Below are 14,665 nucleotides of genomic sequence, written 5' to 3' on the forward strand. Positions count from 1 at the left end.
CTGACGCCTTGAGATGCAGCACCCATATTTCCGTTTGAATGCGCGTGGTCTGGCTGCCAGACTGGCGTTTGACGAGGCGCAATCATACGTGCCGCCCGATCCGTGGAAAAGGTACAGATCGGGCTTTTTCAGCCGCTGAGGTGTGATCATGGAAAAGTTGGAAAAAACCCTGGAAGAATGGAAGGCGATGCTCGATCCAGAGCAGTACAACGTGTGCCGCCTCAAAGGCACCGAACGTCCGTTTTCCGGCAAATACAACGCCACCAAGACCGACGGTGTCTACCACTGCATCTGCTGTAACGAGCCGCTGTTCGACTCCAGGACCAAGTTCGATTCCGGCTGCGGCTGGCCGAGTTTCTATGCGCCGATCGGCGACAGCGCCATGACCGAAATCCGTGATGTCAGCCACGGCATGATCCGCACCGAAGTGGTTTGCGCCAAATGCGACGCGCACCTGGGGCATGTATTCCCTGATGGTCCGCCGCCGACGGGCCTGCGTTATTGCATCAATTCGGTGTGCCTGGACCTGGTACCGCGCGAGTAAGTCCCCGAAGCGATCCGATGATCGCTTTCCCGATATTTAAATTGTACGCAATTCAATTGCTCGCTATTTTGTTGTCTCTGCCATTCACTTGGAGCCTCAAACATGAGCGACAACCTGCTGAGCATCCCTTGCACCACGATCAAGGGTGAGCAAAAGACCCTGGCGGATTTCGCCGGCAAAGCCGTGCTGGTGGTCAATACGGCCAGCAAATGCGGTTTCACTCCGCAGTACAAAGGCCTGGAAGAGCTGTGGCAGACCTACAAGGACCAGGGCCTGGTGGTGCTCGGTTTTCCCTGCAACCAGTTCGGCAAGCAAGAGCCGGGCAACGAAGGGGCGATTTCCGAATTCTGCGAGCTGAACTTCGGTGTCAGCTTCCCGCTGTTCAAAAAGATCGACGTCAATGGTGCCGACGCCCATCCGCTGTTCGTGCAATTGAAAAAGCGCGCACCGGGGGTGCTGGGTTCCCAGGGCATCAAGTGGAACTTCACCAAGTTCCTGATCGGCAAGGACGGGCAACTGGTCAAGCGCTTCGCCCCGGCGACCAAGCCGCAGGACCTGACCCGCGAGATCGAAGCCCTGCTCAAATGAACACTTTGTCAATCGATTCCCTGAAGCTCGACAATCAGCTGTGTTTCAAGCTGTACGCGGCTTCCCGGGCGGTGATTCGCGCCTACAAGCCAATGCTCGATCAGTTGGGCCTGACTTACCCTCAGTACCTGGCGATGCTGGTGTTGTGGGAGTGGCAGGAAGCGGCCCCGGAGCAACCGACCGTCAAGGCACTGGGCGAGCGTTTGGCCCTGGATTCCGGCACGCTGACACCCTTGCTCAAGCGCCTGGAACAACTGCAACTGGTGCAGCGTCAGCGTTCAGCGCGCGATGAGCGTGAAGTGCACCTGAGCCTGTCGCCAGCCGGCACGGCCTTGCGCGACCAGGTCGGGCCACTCAAGGCGCGCCTGTTGTGCGACAGCGGGGTCGATCTGAATCGTCTCAACGACTTGCGCGATGGCCTCGATCATCTGTTGGGACAGATCAAGGCACTGTCGTAACGGGGATCCACAAGTCCAGCAGGGCGGCCAGTTCTTCGCGCCGGAAGGGTTTGGCCAGGTAGTCGCTCATGCCCGCGGCACGACAGCGTTCGCGCTCCTCCGACATGGCGTTGGCCGTCAGGGCGACGATGGGCAGTTGGGGCCAGCGTCCGCTGCGGCGGATTTGCCGGCTGGCCTCATAGCCGTCCATCACCGGCATGTTGCAGTCCATCAGCACCAGGTCGAAATCCCGTTGCTCGAGTTGATCCAGGGCCTCGCCACCATGAGTCGCGGTGGTGACCTCGCAGCCGAGTTTGCCGAGCATGCCCTTGGCCACCAACTGGTTGACCGGATTATCTTCCACCAATAGCACGCGCCCGCGGCGTTGCGGGCATTGCGTGTCGAGCCGGGCCTCGTTGATCGGGTGGGTTTGCGGTTGCAGGATCCGCCGCAACGTCTGAAGCAGCGAATTGCGAGCCAAGGGGCGGGCCTGTTGTTGCAGGGGGGCGAGGGCGTTGGCCTCTTCGCTGGGCATGAAATTGCCATAAGCGGTGATCAGCAGGATCGGCGCGCTGAGGGTGGGGCGCAAACTGAACAGGCATTCGGGGCAGTCGGTGATGAGCACGTCGGCTGCCAGGCCAAGCAGTGGGTCATCCATGGAACGTCGTTCATAGTCCATCCCCCAGCCAGGCAGCAGACTGTTGAGCAGTTCGCCCAGCCCGCTGCTGGCGGCCGTGATGGCAATGACTTTGCCCTTGAGCGAAACAGCCGTTGCACGGGTATGGCTGGGCAATGGCAAATCCACGCAGAACTGGCTGCCAAAACCCGGCTCTGAGCTGATCGTCAGGCGCCCTTGCATGGCTTCGCAAAGGTTGTAGGTCAGGGCCAGGCCCAGGCCGGTGCCGCCAAACTGGCGGGTAATACCGACACCGGCCTGGGTGAAGGGCTGCAAGATTTTGACCTGGGCATCCTGAGGGATGCCGATGCCGGTGTCACACACTTCGATTCTGACGCCGTCGCCGAACGTCGACAGGCGCACGTCGACCCGTCCGAAACGGGTGAACTTGAGGGCGTTGGACAGCAGATTACTGACGATCTGCCGCACCCGGGTCGGATCGCCGAGCACCAGTGCCGGGAAATGCGGATCGATCAGGCAGGTCAGTTCGACGCTGGGGGCGGCGTTCTGCGACAACAGGTTGGCGGTGTCCTCGATCAGCGAGCCGAGGTCGAAGGGGATGTGTTCGAGTTCGAGCTGACCGGCATCGAACTTCGACAAGTCGAGAATATCGTTGAGCAGTTCCACCAGCACTTTGCCCGAGTCATGGGCGATCGACAGTTGCTGCTGTTGTTCGGCATTCAGCGGCCCGTCGAGGGACAGTGCGATCATCCCGAGCAAACCATTGAGGGGCGTGCGGATTTCATGGCTCATGTTGGCGAGGAACACCGAGCGGGCTTCGGCCATGTCCAGTGCAGTGCTGCGAGCGGCTTCCAGTTCCTCGTTGGATTGGCTCAGCCGGGCGTTGATCGCCTTGAGTTCGGCAGTGCGGGCCGAGACGATGTTTTCCAGTTGGCCGAGGTACTCGGTCAGGCGGTTTTCCGCGTTGCGCCGCTGCTGGATTTCGGTGGTGGTGTTCTTGAATTGCTGGTTGGCAACCTTGACCAGCACGCCGATCTCATCGTTGGCGTGCCCGGCGGGACACTCCAGTGAGGTCGGCTCGGTGCTGCTCGGGTCGCGACCGCTGAGTTCACGGATGACCCGCACCAGGGGTTTGGTCAGCATCACATAGAACAGTGCCAGCAGGATGCCGGACAGCAGCAGGCTGCGGGCGAACCCATTGAGCAGGGTCACTTCGGCCCGGCGCAGGAACCGGTCGCCGAAGGCGTAGGTGTCGACGTTCAGCCGCAGCGTACCCAGGGATTCGTTGGGTAACTGATCCAGGTAAAGTCGGTCTTCGAATTGTCGATTGGCGCCGAACAGGAAGTCACTGAGCATCCGGTAACCGTTTTCCACACCGGGTCGCTTGACGTTGGCCAGCACAATGCCGTTGTTGTCGGTCACTTTCGCGCCGATGATCGCTGGCGAGCGCAGCAGGCCCAGGGTCAGTTCCTTGGCGAGTTCGGCGTCGATGTTGTAGGCGATCCGCGAGGCCGGGTTGTGGCTGATTTCCAGTAATGAAAGGATTTCACGATTGATGGAGGCGTCTTCACTGGCATAATCGATGCCTATTTGCAGCAGGCTGAGCAGCGTGCCCAGAATGAAACCAACCAGCACGGTAAGCCGGGCTTGCTTGAATGACAGCCGGTTGGTGAATTTGATATCCATGGGGGGGTGAACCACTTCTGTTTCCTTTCGCTGCTCAAGCATAGTTGATCATGCCTGCCTACTGATGTTCTCGCGAGGCTTGTACTGCGGGGGCAGCCGCTTGTGTGACGCTGTGTTTCGTCGCTGTATCACCATCATTACTGTGAACGTGCCCGAGGAGAAGTCGTGGATTCCCGATTGAATGCTTTTCTTGAACGCGCCGATGCCGTTCTGGCCCGCATCGAGCCGTTGCTGCCGGCGCCACGGCCAGCCATCGACTGGACACAATGCCTGGCCGCGCGCTGGCAGCGTGAGTCGCGCGGCGGTTATCTGATGCCGCTGGAGGTCAGCCTCGACATGCGTTTGTCGGACCTGATCGGCGTCGACCGGCAAGTCGAGCAGCTTGGGCGCAATACCCAACAGTTTCTCGACGGCATGCCGGCCAACCACGCCTTGCTCTGGGGCTCGCGCGGCACCGGCAAGTCATCGCTGGTGCGCGCCTTGCTGGCCGAGCACGCTCAAGCCGGTTTGCGCCTGATCGAGATTGAGCGTGATCACCTGGCAGACCTGCCGCGAGTGGTCGAACAGATCGGCAAACTGCCCCAGCGTTTCGTGCTGTTTTGCGACGACCTCTCGTTCGAGTCGGGCGAGGGTGATTACCGAGTACTCAAAAGCGTCCTTGATGGCTCGCTGGAACAGGCGCCGGACAACGTTTTGCTGTACGCCACGTCCAACCGTCGCCACCTGGTGCCGGAAAAGGAAAGTGACAACGAAAACTGGAAACGGGTCGATGGCGAACTGCATCCGAGCGAGGCGGTGGAAGACAAGATCGCGCTGTCGGACCGCTTCGGCCTGTGGCTGTCATTCTATCCGTTTACCCAGGAACATTTCCTCGACGTCGTCGAGCACTGGATCGGCCAGTTGGCCGGCAAGGCCGGACTGGCGTGGCAGCGCACCGAGGAGTTGGACATTCTGGCGGTACGCTGGGCCACCGGCCGAGGCAATCGCAATGGGCGTTGCGCCTATCAATTTGCTCGTTATTGGGTCGGGCTGAAACTGTTGGAGCACAAGGCATGATCGATTTACAAAAGAGCGGCCAGGGCCTCGAAGGCTACGGCATGCTGCACGCGCAGCTGGAATCATTGCTGGCGGACGAGCGGGATTTCATCGCCAATGCCGCACAGTTCTCGGCGTTTCTGTTCAATCATCTCGATGACTTGAATTGGGCTGGTTTCTACCTCAACCATAATGAAGAACTGGTGTTGGGCCCGTTTCAGGGGCAGATCGCTTGCGTGCGAATTCCGTTCGGCCGCGGCGTATGCGGGACGGCGGCAGCCACCTTGCAGACCCAGCTAGTCGAAGATGTGCACGCGTTCCCTGGTCACATTGCCTGTGACAGCGCCTCGAACAGCGAACTGGTGGTGCCGCTGGTCAAGGACGGCCGATTGATCGGTGTGCTCGACCTCGACAGTCCGAAGCTCGCCCGTTTCACTGCGCAGGACCAGGCCGGTATCGAACAGCTGGCGGCGATTTTCCTGCGCCTGACCGACTGCTGATCAAGACGCCAGGCCGGCGTTGGCCAGCAAGCCCGATGTGGTGCATCGGGCGTTAGGGTGAAACAGGTGTAAACCTATTTCAGGACTAGACACGTCAACGCCCAGGGCAATGGCCTGCCAGTAGCTGATCCAGACATCGCGCCTGCGGGTTTCTCCATGACGGTCAACGCACTGCCGAGGGGCCGAGCATAGTTAAGGCTCTTTCACTTTGCCTTCGTCGTAATGTTCGATCTGACGTAGTAACGCGTCCTCCAGCTCAAGCATGGCGGGCTCCATGGATTTGCAGCATCCAGCCACTTTTTCGCGATCGGAATCCTCATGGCAGGCAGCTTCGAGCGCCTCGCAGCGGTCAATCAAGCGGGAGGCCTGTACTATCCGGGCTGCTCCTTTGATTTTGTGGGCAATGTCCTGCAACGCCTGCGTATCCCCGGAGCTGGATAGTGGCAGCAGTGTTTGCAGATCCTGGCGGTTGCTACTCACCAACTCGTTGAGCAATCGCCTGTTCAATATCGGGTTGCCGCCGGTCATCAGTTTCAACCCGCGCAGGCTGAACGCCGGGGCAGCATGGGTTGGTTCAATGCCTTCCACCCATTGACTCAAGGCACCGAGGCTGAGGGGTTTGAACAGGCAGTCGTCCATTCCGGCCTGTTTGCAGCGTTGTATTTCTTCCGGTTGGGCGTTGGCGGTAAAGCCGAAAACGGTGCAGGGAGGACGATGGTTTTGTCGTTCCTGCTGGCGAATGGCACGGGCCAGCTCGTAACCGTTCATCACCGGCATGTTGCAATCGGCGATCACCAGATCAAACGGTTGGTCTTTCCATGCCGCCAATCCCTCCTGCCCATCGGCCGCGACGGTAAATCGATGTCCAAGAAACTCCAGTTGCTGGCACGTGAGCAAACGATTGGCCGAGTGATCGTCGACTACCAGAACATTCAATGGGGTTGTGGCGACGACGATTTGCGTCTCGGCCACCTGGGCTGACTGTTGCAGCGGCAACGTTTCCAGCTGCAGCAACACCTCCACTTGAGTACCGACGCCCGGCTCGCTGCGCAATTGCAGACTACCGCCCATCATCTCGCAGAGGTTGCGGCTGATCACCAGCCCCAGCCCTGCGCCCCCCCTGGCCGATTGTATGGCGTTGTCGGCCTGAGCGAAGGGTTCGAACAGGCGTTGTTGATCCTGTTCGCTGATCCCGATACCACTGTCGTGAACCTGCACCCGCATTTGCGCGCGCTCAGGTTGCGTTGCCGGGTGCAGGTCGACAATGACCCGGACCTGGCCTTGCTCGGTAAACTTGATGGCATTGCTGACCAGATTGGACAGCACTTGCTTGAAGCGCAATGGGTCCAGCAACACATCGAAAGTCGGGTTGGCCGATGAAAACTCCAGCACCAGCTCGAGTTCTTTCTGCCGGGCCAGGCCTTCGAAAATCCGCACGACCGAGGCCACAAGTTCACCCGGATTAACGCGCTCCGGGCTCAGGCTCAAGCGTCCTGATTCGATTCTGGCAATGTCGAGAATATCGCCGATCAATTCCAGCAACCCTTTTGCCGAGTTGTACGCGACATCGATGGCCGCACGCTCCGGGTGCCTGATGATCAAGACGCTTGAGTGCCAGTTCAAGCATGCCAATGATTGCATTCATCGGCGTGCGGATCTCATGGCTCATCGTGGCCAGAAACGTACTTTTGGCCCGGTTGGCGTTATCGGCGCGCTCTTTCGCGCAACGCAGATCATCGAGCAGTTGCCGCCGCTCGTTGATGTCGATCCAGCCACCGATAATGCCTTGCACTTTTGCGCTGGAATCCCGATAGGGAAGAATCCAGTGATAGATCGTCAGCCGCCGGCCACCAATATGCAGTTCGCGATCGACGATCAACGGTCTGCCCTCGGCCACCACGCGCTGGTAGTCGGCCTGGTACTCCCGGGCTTCGAACACGTTGCTCATCGATCCCTGCATGACGCTTTTGCCGATGACATCTTCACGCCGGGCGCAGAACGCTTGCAGGTAACTGTCGTTGCAACTTTGCAGCAGCCCCTGACGATCACGCACGTAGATCGGATGGGGCGTGCCATTGACCAGCGAGCGCATGAACTCGAACTGATCGTTAAGCGCACGCTCGTCGGCCTTGCGCTGCTTGATCTGGCGCCGCATGTAGTCGTTCCACGCAATCGAAATCAGCAATAGCACGCCGGCACCGATGACGATTTGGTAGAACAGTCTTTGATAGTTGCGCCAGGTACTTTGCGAGGACGCCGAATAGCCGCGCCAGCGACTGTTGATGATGCCCAGCTCTTCCGGCGAGATGCTCAATAACGCTTTGTCGAGAATCGCATTCAGCTCTTTGGCGCCCCGAGCGGTGGCAAGGGAAAACGCCGCCTGCTCGGTGCCGATGGTGGTGCTGATTTGCAATGTGTGCTCGAACAGCCGCGAGGAAATGAAGTAGTTGGCAATGACCAGTGAGTTCACCGCGCCCTCGGCTTGGCCTTCGGCGAGTGACTCTACGGCGCTGAATGTGTCCGGGGTTTCGATCAACTTGATCCGGGGAAACTCTTTGCGCAGGTAATCCATGAGTGGATTGCCGCGGGCAATGGCCAGACGCTTGTCCTGTAACTGCGCGAGGTTGGTCGGGCTGTCGGCGGCTTTGCGGGTCAGCAGGACGTAGGAATTTTCCAGAAAGGGGCGGGTAAAGTTCAGCTGGGTTTGACGTTGGGCGCTGGGAAGCAGCGCGGCGATCACATCGGCCTTGTTGTCCTTGATCTGTTTGATCATTTCGTCGTCGCTTCGACTGCGTCGGATGTCAAAGCGCAAGCCGGTGCGCAGCCTGATCAGCTCAAGCAAGTCCGCGGTGACCCCGCGAAAGTTGCCATTGCTATCGAAAAACGTCAGTGGCGCAAAGGCTTCGTTGACGACGACGCGCACAATCGGGTGGTGTGTCAGCCAGCGTTCTTCCCGGTCAGTGAGTTGCAGCTTTTGATCGGTCAGCAGAATGTCGCTACCGGCGCTCCAGCGTTTGGCGATGTTTTCTCGTTCACTGGAGGGGATGGCCGTGATCATCGCGTTGATGATGCCGAGCAGCTCGGGGTTGTTCCTGTTAACGGCGAAGCTGAAACCATAGGCTTCATGTTTGCCGAAGTTGGCCATGCGGATGTTGTTCAAGTACCCCTTGTTGATCATGTAGTGAGTTGAAATGGTGTCACCGAGAAACACGTCCGCCTGATCGAAAGCCACGGCATTGATCGCATTCTGGTAGGACGGATAGGACGTGATGATCGCCTTCGGGTACAACGCCCTGACTTCCGCCAGCGGCAAGTAGTGATACACCATGCTCAGGCGCAATCCGGCCAGGCCATTGGTGAGGGATCGGGTTTCCCCTTCGCGGGTCACCAATACGGGTTGGTCGACGGCATAGGGTATGGACAGTGCAATGTCGGCATTGTCAGCTTCGAATCCATTGGCGGTGCCAAGCAGATCGACTTCGCCGTTCTTCAACGCAGCGATCGCGGCCCCTCGGGAATCGAAACGCTGAACCGTGACGGGCAAACCGGTTACTTTTCCCAGAAGACCAGCGTAGTCGGCGGTAAACCCTTCATAGTCTTGACCACTGGTGGTCAGGTCGAAAGGGGGATAGTCCGGGGCCGACGTACCGAGCCTTAGTTGGTTTTTATGTTTTAGCCATTGTCGCTGGGATTCATCCAGCCGAACCTCCAGTGACCCGGCCTTCGAGCGGCTGAGCAGCGTGTAGTGTTCATTGCCCGGTGCCCCGAACAACGAGGTGCTCACGCATAGACCTGCGGTCACTTGAATCAGATAGACCTTCAAACGGCTGGGTATCGAGGTTCTCACACTAGCGCGTTACGTTTTGCCATCTCGATCAGTTCAACCAGGGATTTGGCTTTGAGTTTCTGCATGAGGCGCTTTTTGTAGGTGCTCACGGTCTTGTTGCTCAGAAACATGCCCTTGGCGATTTCCTTGTTTGTGCGACCTTGGGCAAAAAGTTGCAAGACCATCAGTTCCCGGTCGTTTACCGATTTGAACAGTTCCAGTTCGATACAGCGTGTTTCATCTCCGCGGACGGGGTTCAAGGCCTCGCTCGGAAAATAGTTGTAACCTGCAAATACCGCTTTTATGGCGCTGACCAGTTCACTGATGTCCTCTTGTTTGCAGACATAGCCCGATGCACCGGATTGCATGCAACGAATACCGAAAAGTGTCGGGCATTGTGCTGTCAGTACCAGCGTTTTAAGGGGGGTACTCATTGCGTTGAATCGGGATAGCACTTCCAGGCCATCCAGTTTTGGAATGCTGATGTCGAGAATGACCAGGTCCGGCATGCATTCGCGAACCATTTGCATGGCATCGACCCCATTGTCAGTTTCGCCGACGACTTTGTAACCTTCATGTTCCAGTAACATTCGAACGGCAAGGCGGATAACCGGGTGATCGTCGACAATAAAAACGGAGTTCATAATCAAGTCCCATGCGAGCTCAAATAAAGCGCGCACCATAGCTCAGATACTTGAACGGACGCATGAACTGACCGAGCTGTAGCGGCAATATAGGAGAAATCCTACAGATAAAAAAGAATGGGACTACGTGTTAACTAGGTTTCTTATTAGGAAAGCTGAAAAAGCCTAATGCTTTGGTGCACTTTAAAAGGAAGTTTCTTGTAGGTTTTTTTTGCTGTGTATTTGTCGGATTTCATATGTGTTTTTTCGATAGTGATGCCGAGGTCAATAAGCCTCTAAATTAAAATTGTTTCAATGGTTTTATCAAGTAACCCAATAATGGAAGCCCGTGTTCAATGGCCGTTTTTTCAAGTTCATCCAGTTCAGACGTCGTCAGGCTACTCAGAATGATTGCCTGTCTGATCAGCCCTCGCTGGCTGGCGAACCGGACCAGATCGAGTCCCGTCAGATCGGGCAGGCATTGATCGCATAAAAGGATGTCGAACGGTTGATCGGCCTCGAGCATTTGCTGCATGGCGCCTTTGGCGCTGTCGGTGGTCGTGAGTCGGGTGAAGCCATAACTTTCCAGCAGGTATTGAGTGGCTATTAGTTGGAAGGGATGGTCTTCCACCACGAGGATGCGTAGATCGTCTTCGGCCATGGGGCGTACTTCATCTGTCGAACAGAAGGGAGGGCGATTGTTTCGCGAGAGTGCCGGGCATGCGATCAGTTTGCTCGCCATGTGCTGTAGGGCGATTCGACGAAACTTGAGTGCTATTGGATGTTGAAGGGGGGATCAGCCATAACGAATGCCGTAATGGCTGATCAATCGATACACCTCAGTGGCTGGCGCGGCCGGTCATTTCCAGGGCCATGTCGCTGGCATAGCTGTCGGTCATGCCGGCGATGAAATCAATCATGCGCAAAAACGAAGTGTGCAACGGGCCGTGAGGATCGGGTGCATTGTTACCCAGCAGGTCAAGGATGCGGCGGCTCTTGAATGACGGGGTCCGACCGTTGTGCTGCTCCAGTGCTGCACCGCAAAAGGCATTGAGCAGGATTTCCAGCGTGGTGTAGGCGCCGATCTCGTGCAGGGTCTTGCGCTTGTCCTGGAAGATTTTCTTGCGGGCCATGTCCTTGGCATTCAGCACGCAACGCTTGGCGGGACCGTGCATGTGTTCCACCAGATCGCCGGGCAGTGTACCGGCCAATAGCGCCTCCTGTTGCTCGACGAAGGCGCGGGCCGCGGCATTGGTCAAGTGCTCGATGGCTTTGCCGCGCAGGATCGCCAGTTTGCGTCGGCGCGAATCGCCGGGACCGAGCTGGCGGTAGGTCTCCGGCAAGTCATCGCCCACCAGTCCCAGCAGCAGGGACTCGACTTCGGCGTATTCCAGCAACTCCATTTCCAGGCCGTCTTCCAGGTCGATCAGCGCATAACAGATGTCGTCGGCGGCCTCCATCAGGTACACCAGCGGATGCCGCGCCCAGCGTTGGTCCTCCAGTTGTGGCAGGCCGAGTTTATGGGCGATCTGTTCCAGCAGCGGCAGTTCGCTCTGATAACACCCGAACTTGTGTTTCTTGTATCCCAGCGAGTCGGCGTGCCTGGCCGTCCATGGATACTTCAGGTACGTGCCCAGCGTTGCATACGTCAGTCGGGTGCCGCCGTCGAACTGGTGATACTCCAGTTGAGTGAGTACCCGAAAGCCTTGGGCATTGCCTTCGAAATTCAGGAAGTCATTGCGCTCGGCTTCACTCATTGCATCCAGCCAGCCACGGCCGGAGGCTTGCTGGAACCAGTGACGGATCGCGTCTTCACCGGAATGGCCGAAAGGCGGGTTGCCAATGTCGTGTGCCAGGCAAGCCGATTGCACCACCATCCCCAGGTCGCTGGGTTCGCACCAGTCGGGCAGGGTGCTGCGGATGGTTTCGCCGACCCGCATGCCCAGTGAGCGACCCACGCAACTGACTTCCAGTGAGTGGGTCAGGCGCGTATGAATGTGATCATTGCTGGACACCGGATGGACCTGGGTCTTGCGCCCGAGGCGGCGGAAAGCCCCCGAGAAAATGATGCGGTCGTGGTCTTTGTGAAAAGGGCTGCGGCCGAGTTCTTCAGGGCTGTGCAGAGGTTTTCCGAGGCGTTCGCGGGTAAGCAGGGTGTGCCAATCCAAGGCGGGTCTCTCCGTCAGGTGACTGATGGCCTAGCTTCCCGTTTCGTGCCATGACCTGCAAGCGGAACTACAACCCGGCGGAGTCGATATCGAGGCCTCCTTGTAAGATCTTTTTCTGGAGGGTGCCTGTCGACCGGGTAGGCGCACAGGATTGCGCCCCTCGATAGAGGGGCGCATCCCGTCGACATTGCAAGAATGCAGCCTGAAAGAAACTGATCAGTCTTTGCGCGAAGAGCCCTGCATGATCAGTTTGATCAGCGGCCCCAGTGTGGTGCCAAGGCGGATCAGCCGGGTCAGGCTGCTGAGGCCATCCCCGTTTTTTGCACCCTTGCCGGTCAGAAAGCCCAGCAAGGTGACGGCGGCCACGCCCCAGAGTGGAGCGTGCTTGATGCCGAAACCGTCCTGCAGGTGTTGCGTTATCCCGCGCACCCGTTGCAAGGGTTGCAGCAGTTGTGCGGATTCGTGGCGGATTTCCTGACGATGCATTTCCATGCGCAGGCGGATCAGGGCCTTGCGCATTTCCGCGCGTGAGCTGTTTTGTGGCAGTTCAGGCAGGCTCATGGCAGCAGGCGCTCCCGATCGTTGGCCAGCTCTTCCAGGGTGCCATGGAAGGGCGAGGACTCATCGAAAATCGCCGCTCTCAAGCGCATTCCACAGAATATGGCGGCGAGGGAGTAGAACACACAGAGCCCGATGATGGCGGTCAGGCGATACGTGTCCCAGAACACGATAAGCACCAGCGTCGACAACCCTACCAACAGCAGCAATGCAAACACCAGGGCCAGGCCGGCAAATAGCAACAGGCTGACGGTGCGGGCTTTTTGTTCCTGCAACTCGATGCCGAACAGTTCGACATGGCTATGCAGTAACCCAACGAAGGCAGCACCCAGGCGCCGCGATGAGGAGCTGGTTCCCGTTTCAGACGGGCCGGATTCGCCGATCGACATATCAGCGCCGGCTGGCCAGCAGGCCGATCAGGAAGCCCACGCCGGCCGCGATCCCGACGGATTGCCAAGGGTTGGCCTGGACATAGTCTTCCGTGGCGGTGACAGCAGCCTTGCCATGCTCGCGCAGGGAGTCTTCAGTCAGTTTCAGGGTTTCACGGGCACGCAAGAGACTGTCGTGAATCTGCTCGCGCAGCTCGTCGGCCTGATCGCCAGCCAAGGTCGCGGTGTGCTCCAGCAACCGTTCGGTGTCACTGACCAGTGTCTGAAAGTCGTTCATCAGGATTTCTTGAGCAGTCTTTGCCTGGGGGCGGGCCATGGTGGATCTCCTTAAGTGGCGTTCTGATGCGTTCGAGTATGAGCCTTCGGCGAAGGTTCAGTACAAATGGCTGGTACAACTTTTGCTGGGTCGTGGTGCGCCGGTCCGCACCATTGCGCTATAGCCGGGCATGATTTCAGTAAAACCGTAGGACCAACAATCAAAAACTCGCGTAAACGTCCGGGGCGCGTTTTTCCCGGGCGGCGTCCGTGCGCCAAAGTGGTTCAACGAGATCAGTGCGCTGATGCGTTGAAGCTGCAACTTGGTGCGTGGGCAGTCATCGCGAACTGCTTTGGTGCTTTTTTCTGCCATAAGGTCTGCCCATTCCATGGAAAATCTGCAAAGCGCTGTGGACACCCTGGTCCATAGCTCCAACACGCTGTTCATTCTGATCGGTGCGGTCATGGTTCTGGCCATGCACGCCGGTTTTGCCTTTCTCGAAGTCGGAACCGTGCGACAGAAAAACCAGGTCAATGCGTTGTCGAAAATCCTCAGCGACTTCGCTGTTTCGACACTGGCCTACTTCTTTATAGGCTATTGGATTTCTTATGGCGTGACGTTCATGCAGCCAGCGGCCGTGCTCAATGCCGACCATGGTTATGGACTGGTGAAGTTTTTCTTCCTGCTGACCTTTGCCGCGGCGATCCCGGCGATCATTTCCGGAGGGATCGCCGAGCGCGCCCGGTTTGTTCCCCAGCTGTGTGCAACCGCGTTGATCGTCGCGTTCATCTATCCGTTCTTCGAAGGCATTGTCTGGAACGGCAACCTGGGTTTGCAAGCCTGGTTGCTGGAGCGCTTTGGCGCCGGTTTCCATGATTTCGCAGGCTCGGTGGTGGTGCATGCCATGGGCGGTTGGCTGGCACTGGCGGCGGTGCTGTTGCTCGGGCCGCGTAATGGCCGCTATCGCGACGGTCGGCTGGTCGCGTTCGCGCCATCGAGCATCCCGTTTCTGGCGTTGGGGTCGTGGATCCTGATTGTCGGCTGGTTCGGCTTCAACGTCATGAGCGCGCAAACCCTGCAAGGTGTCAGCGGACTGGTGGCGGTGAACTCGTTGATGGCCATGGTTGGCGGTACGGTGGCGGCGCTGATTGTCGGGCGCAACGACCCCGGTTTTCTACATAACGGCCCGTTGGCGGGGCTCGTGGCAATCTGTGCCGGTTCCGACCTGATGCATCCTGTGGGGGCGCTGGTCACCGGTGCCGTCGCGGGGGCGCTGTTTGTCTGGTGCTTTACCGCGGCCCAAGGCAAATGGCACATCGACGATGTGTTGGGTGTGTGGCCGTTGCATGGCTTGTGCGGCGTGTGGGGCGGCATCGCCTGCGGCATTTTCGGCCAGACCGCATTGGGTGGGTTGGGCG

Annotated in this window: 13 protein-coding genes and 1 pseudogene; 6 read left to right on the forward strand and 8 right to left on the reverse strand. The window is 58.3% G+C overall.

The features are described 5' to 3' along the window. Positions 1-148: 148 nt before the first annotated feature. The 3 genes from msrB (at position 149) to KGB28_RS24715 (ending at position 1,590) form a co-directional block, all read left to right on the forward strand. Positions 149-544 carry a peptide-methionine (R)-S-oxide reductase MsrB gene (gene msrB / locus KGB28_RS24705; protein ID WP_008002672.1) on the forward strand — a complete coding sequence of 132 codons (396 nt, stop codon included), beginning with the start codon at positions 149-151 and terminating at the stop codon, positions 542-544. 102 nt (positions 545-646) lie between these two features. Continuing rightward, positions 647-1,132: a glutathione peroxidase gene (locus tag KGB28_RS24710; RefSeq protein WP_056727098.1), complete on the forward strand. Its 486-nt coding sequence runs from the start codon at positions 647-649 to the stop codon at positions 1,130-1,132. Beyond that, complete coding sequence (locus KGB28_RS24715; RefSeq protein WP_150756004.1) at positions 1,129-1,590, forward strand: MarR family winged helix-turn-helix transcriptional regulator; 462 nt, start codon at positions 1,129-1,131, stop codon at positions 1,588-1,590. Before KGB28_RS24710 ends, KGB28_RS24715 begins: the two co-directional genes overlap by 4 nt. Here KGB28_RS24715 and KGB28_RS24720 read toward each other — a convergent pair. After that, the gene (locus KGB28_RS24720; RefSeq protein ID WP_223448263.1) at positions 1,574-3,934 is read right to left on the reverse strand and encodes a response regulator; all 2,361 of its coding nucleotides are present in this window, start codon (positions 3,932-3,934) and stop codon (positions 1,574-1,576) included. The two genes, KGB28_RS24715 and KGB28_RS24720, sit on opposite strands and share 17 nt — an antisense overlap. Before the next feature lie 123 nt (positions 3,935-4,057). On the opposite strand from KGB28_RS24720, the gene KGB28_RS24725 reads away from it, so the two are divergent. Next, positions 4,058-4,948, forward strand: coding sequence for an ATP-binding protein (locus tag KGB28_RS24725; RefSeq protein ID WP_095944936.1), 891 nt, complete (start codon positions 4,058-4,060; stop codon positions 4,946-4,948). After that, the gene (locus tag KGB28_RS24730; RefSeq protein ID WP_150756001.1) at positions 4,945-5,427 is read left to right on the forward strand and encodes a GAF domain-containing protein; all 483 of its coding nucleotides are present in this window, start codon (positions 4,945-4,947) and stop codon (positions 5,425-5,427) included. The genes KGB28_RS24725 and KGB28_RS24730 overlap by 4 nt, the downstream gene beginning before the upstream one ends. 192 nt (positions 5,428-5,619) lie before the next feature. Here the strand turns inward: KGB28_RS24730 and KGB28_RS24735 are convergent. The 7 genes and pseudogenes from KGB28_RS24735 to KGB28_RS24765 all read right to left on the reverse strand — a co-directional run bounded on the left by KGB28_RS24735 (position 5,620) and on the right by KGB28_RS24765 (position 13,307). Further along, a pseudogene (locus KGB28_RS24735) lies at positions 5,620-9,262 on the reverse strand (transporter substrate-binding domain-containing protein). An 8-nt stretch (positions 9,263-9,270) separates the two neighbouring features. Beyond that, a complete protein-coding gene (locus KGB28_RS24740; protein WP_008002663.1) occupies positions 9,271-9,897 on the reverse strand; it encodes a response regulator transcription factor in 627 nt (208 codons plus the stop codon). A gap of 280 nt (positions 9,898-10,177) precedes the next feature. After that, positions 10,178-10,537, reverse strand: a complete 360-nt coding sequence (locus KGB28_RS24745; protein ID WP_150756000.1) for a response regulator — start codon at positions 10,535-10,537, stop codon at positions 10,178-10,180. A 178-nt stretch (positions 10,538-10,715) separates the two neighbouring features. Next, on the reverse strand, positions 10,716-12,044 hold the full coding sequence (locus KGB28_RS24750; protein WP_150755999.1) for a deoxyguanosinetriphosphate triphosphohydrolase: 1,329 nt from the start codon (positions 12,042-12,044) through the stop codon (positions 10,716-10,718). 216 nt (positions 12,045-12,260) lie between these two features. After that, positions 12,261-12,605 carry a hypothetical protein gene (locus tag KGB28_RS24755; protein ID WP_150755998.1) on the reverse strand — a complete coding sequence of 115 codons (345 nt, stop codon included), beginning with the start codon at positions 12,603-12,605 and terminating at the stop codon, positions 12,261-12,263. Then, complete coding sequence (locus tag KGB28_RS24760; protein WP_150755997.1) at positions 12,602-12,991, reverse strand: phage holin family protein; 390 nt, start codon at positions 12,989-12,991, stop codon at positions 12,602-12,604. Before KGB28_RS24760 ends, KGB28_RS24755 begins: the two co-directional genes overlap by 4 nt. 1 nt (position 12,992) lies before the next feature. Next, positions 12,993-13,307 (reverse strand): YqjD family protein, encoded by a 315-nt coding sequence (locus tag KGB28_RS24765; RefSeq protein WP_150755996.1) that lies wholly within the window; start codon positions 13,305-13,307, stop codon positions 12,993-12,995. A gap of 328 nt (positions 13,308-13,635) precedes the next feature. Here KGB28_RS24765 and KGB28_RS24770 point away from each other — a divergent pair. Beyond that, positions 13,636-14,665, forward strand: a 1,030-nt coding sequence (locus KGB28_RS24770; protein WP_102672531.1) for an ammonium transporter, incomplete at its 3' end; no start/stop codon positions are given.

It is taken from the genome of Pseudomonas sp. BF-R-19 (assembly GCF_019956445.1).
GTDB lineage: Bacteria > Pseudomonadota > Gammaproteobacteria > Pseudomonadales > Pseudomonadaceae > Aquipseudomonas > Aquipseudomonas fluorescens_BH.

Bases quoted from the DNA above. Each gene is read 5' to 3' on its own strand.
- msrB (WP_008002672.1), top strand. From the start codon at position 149: ATGGAAAAGTTGGAAAAAACCCTGGAAGAATGGAAGGCGATGCTCGAT.
- KGB28_RS24710 (WP_056727098.1), top strand. From the start codon at position 647: ATGAGCGACAACCTGCTGAGCATCCCTTGCACCACGATCAAGGGTGAG.
- KGB28_RS24715 (WP_150756004.1), top strand. From the start codon at position 1,129: ATGAACACTTTGTCAATCGATTCCCTGAAGCTCGACAATCAGCTGTGT.
- KGB28_RS24720 (WP_223448263.1), bottom strand. From the start codon at position 3,934: ATGCTTGAGCAGCGAAAGGAAACAGAAGTGGTTCACCCCCCCATGGAT.
- KGB28_RS24730 (WP_150756001.1), top strand. From the start codon at position 4,945: ATGATCGATTTACAAAAGAGCGGCCAGGGCCTCGAAGGCTACGGCATG.
- KGB28_RS24740 (WP_008002663.1), bottom strand. From the start codon at position 9,897: ATGAACTCCGTTTTTATTGTCGACGATCACCCGGTTATCCGCCTTGCC.
- KGB28_RS24745 (WP_150756000.1), bottom strand. From the start codon at position 10,537: ATGGCCGAAGACGATCTACGCATCCTCGTGGTGGAAGACCATCCCTTC.
- KGB28_RS24755 (WP_150755998.1), bottom strand. From the start codon at position 12,605: ATGAGCCTGCCTGAACTGCCACAAAACAGCTCACGCGCGGAAATGCGC.
- KGB28_RS24760 (WP_150755997.1), bottom strand. From the start codon at position 12,991: ATGTCGATCGGCGAATCCGGCCCGTCTGAAACGGGAACCAGCTCCTCA.
- KGB28_RS24765 (WP_150755996.1), bottom strand. From the start codon at position 13,307: ATGGCCCGCCCCCAGGCAAAGACTGCTCAAGAAATCCTGATGAACGAC.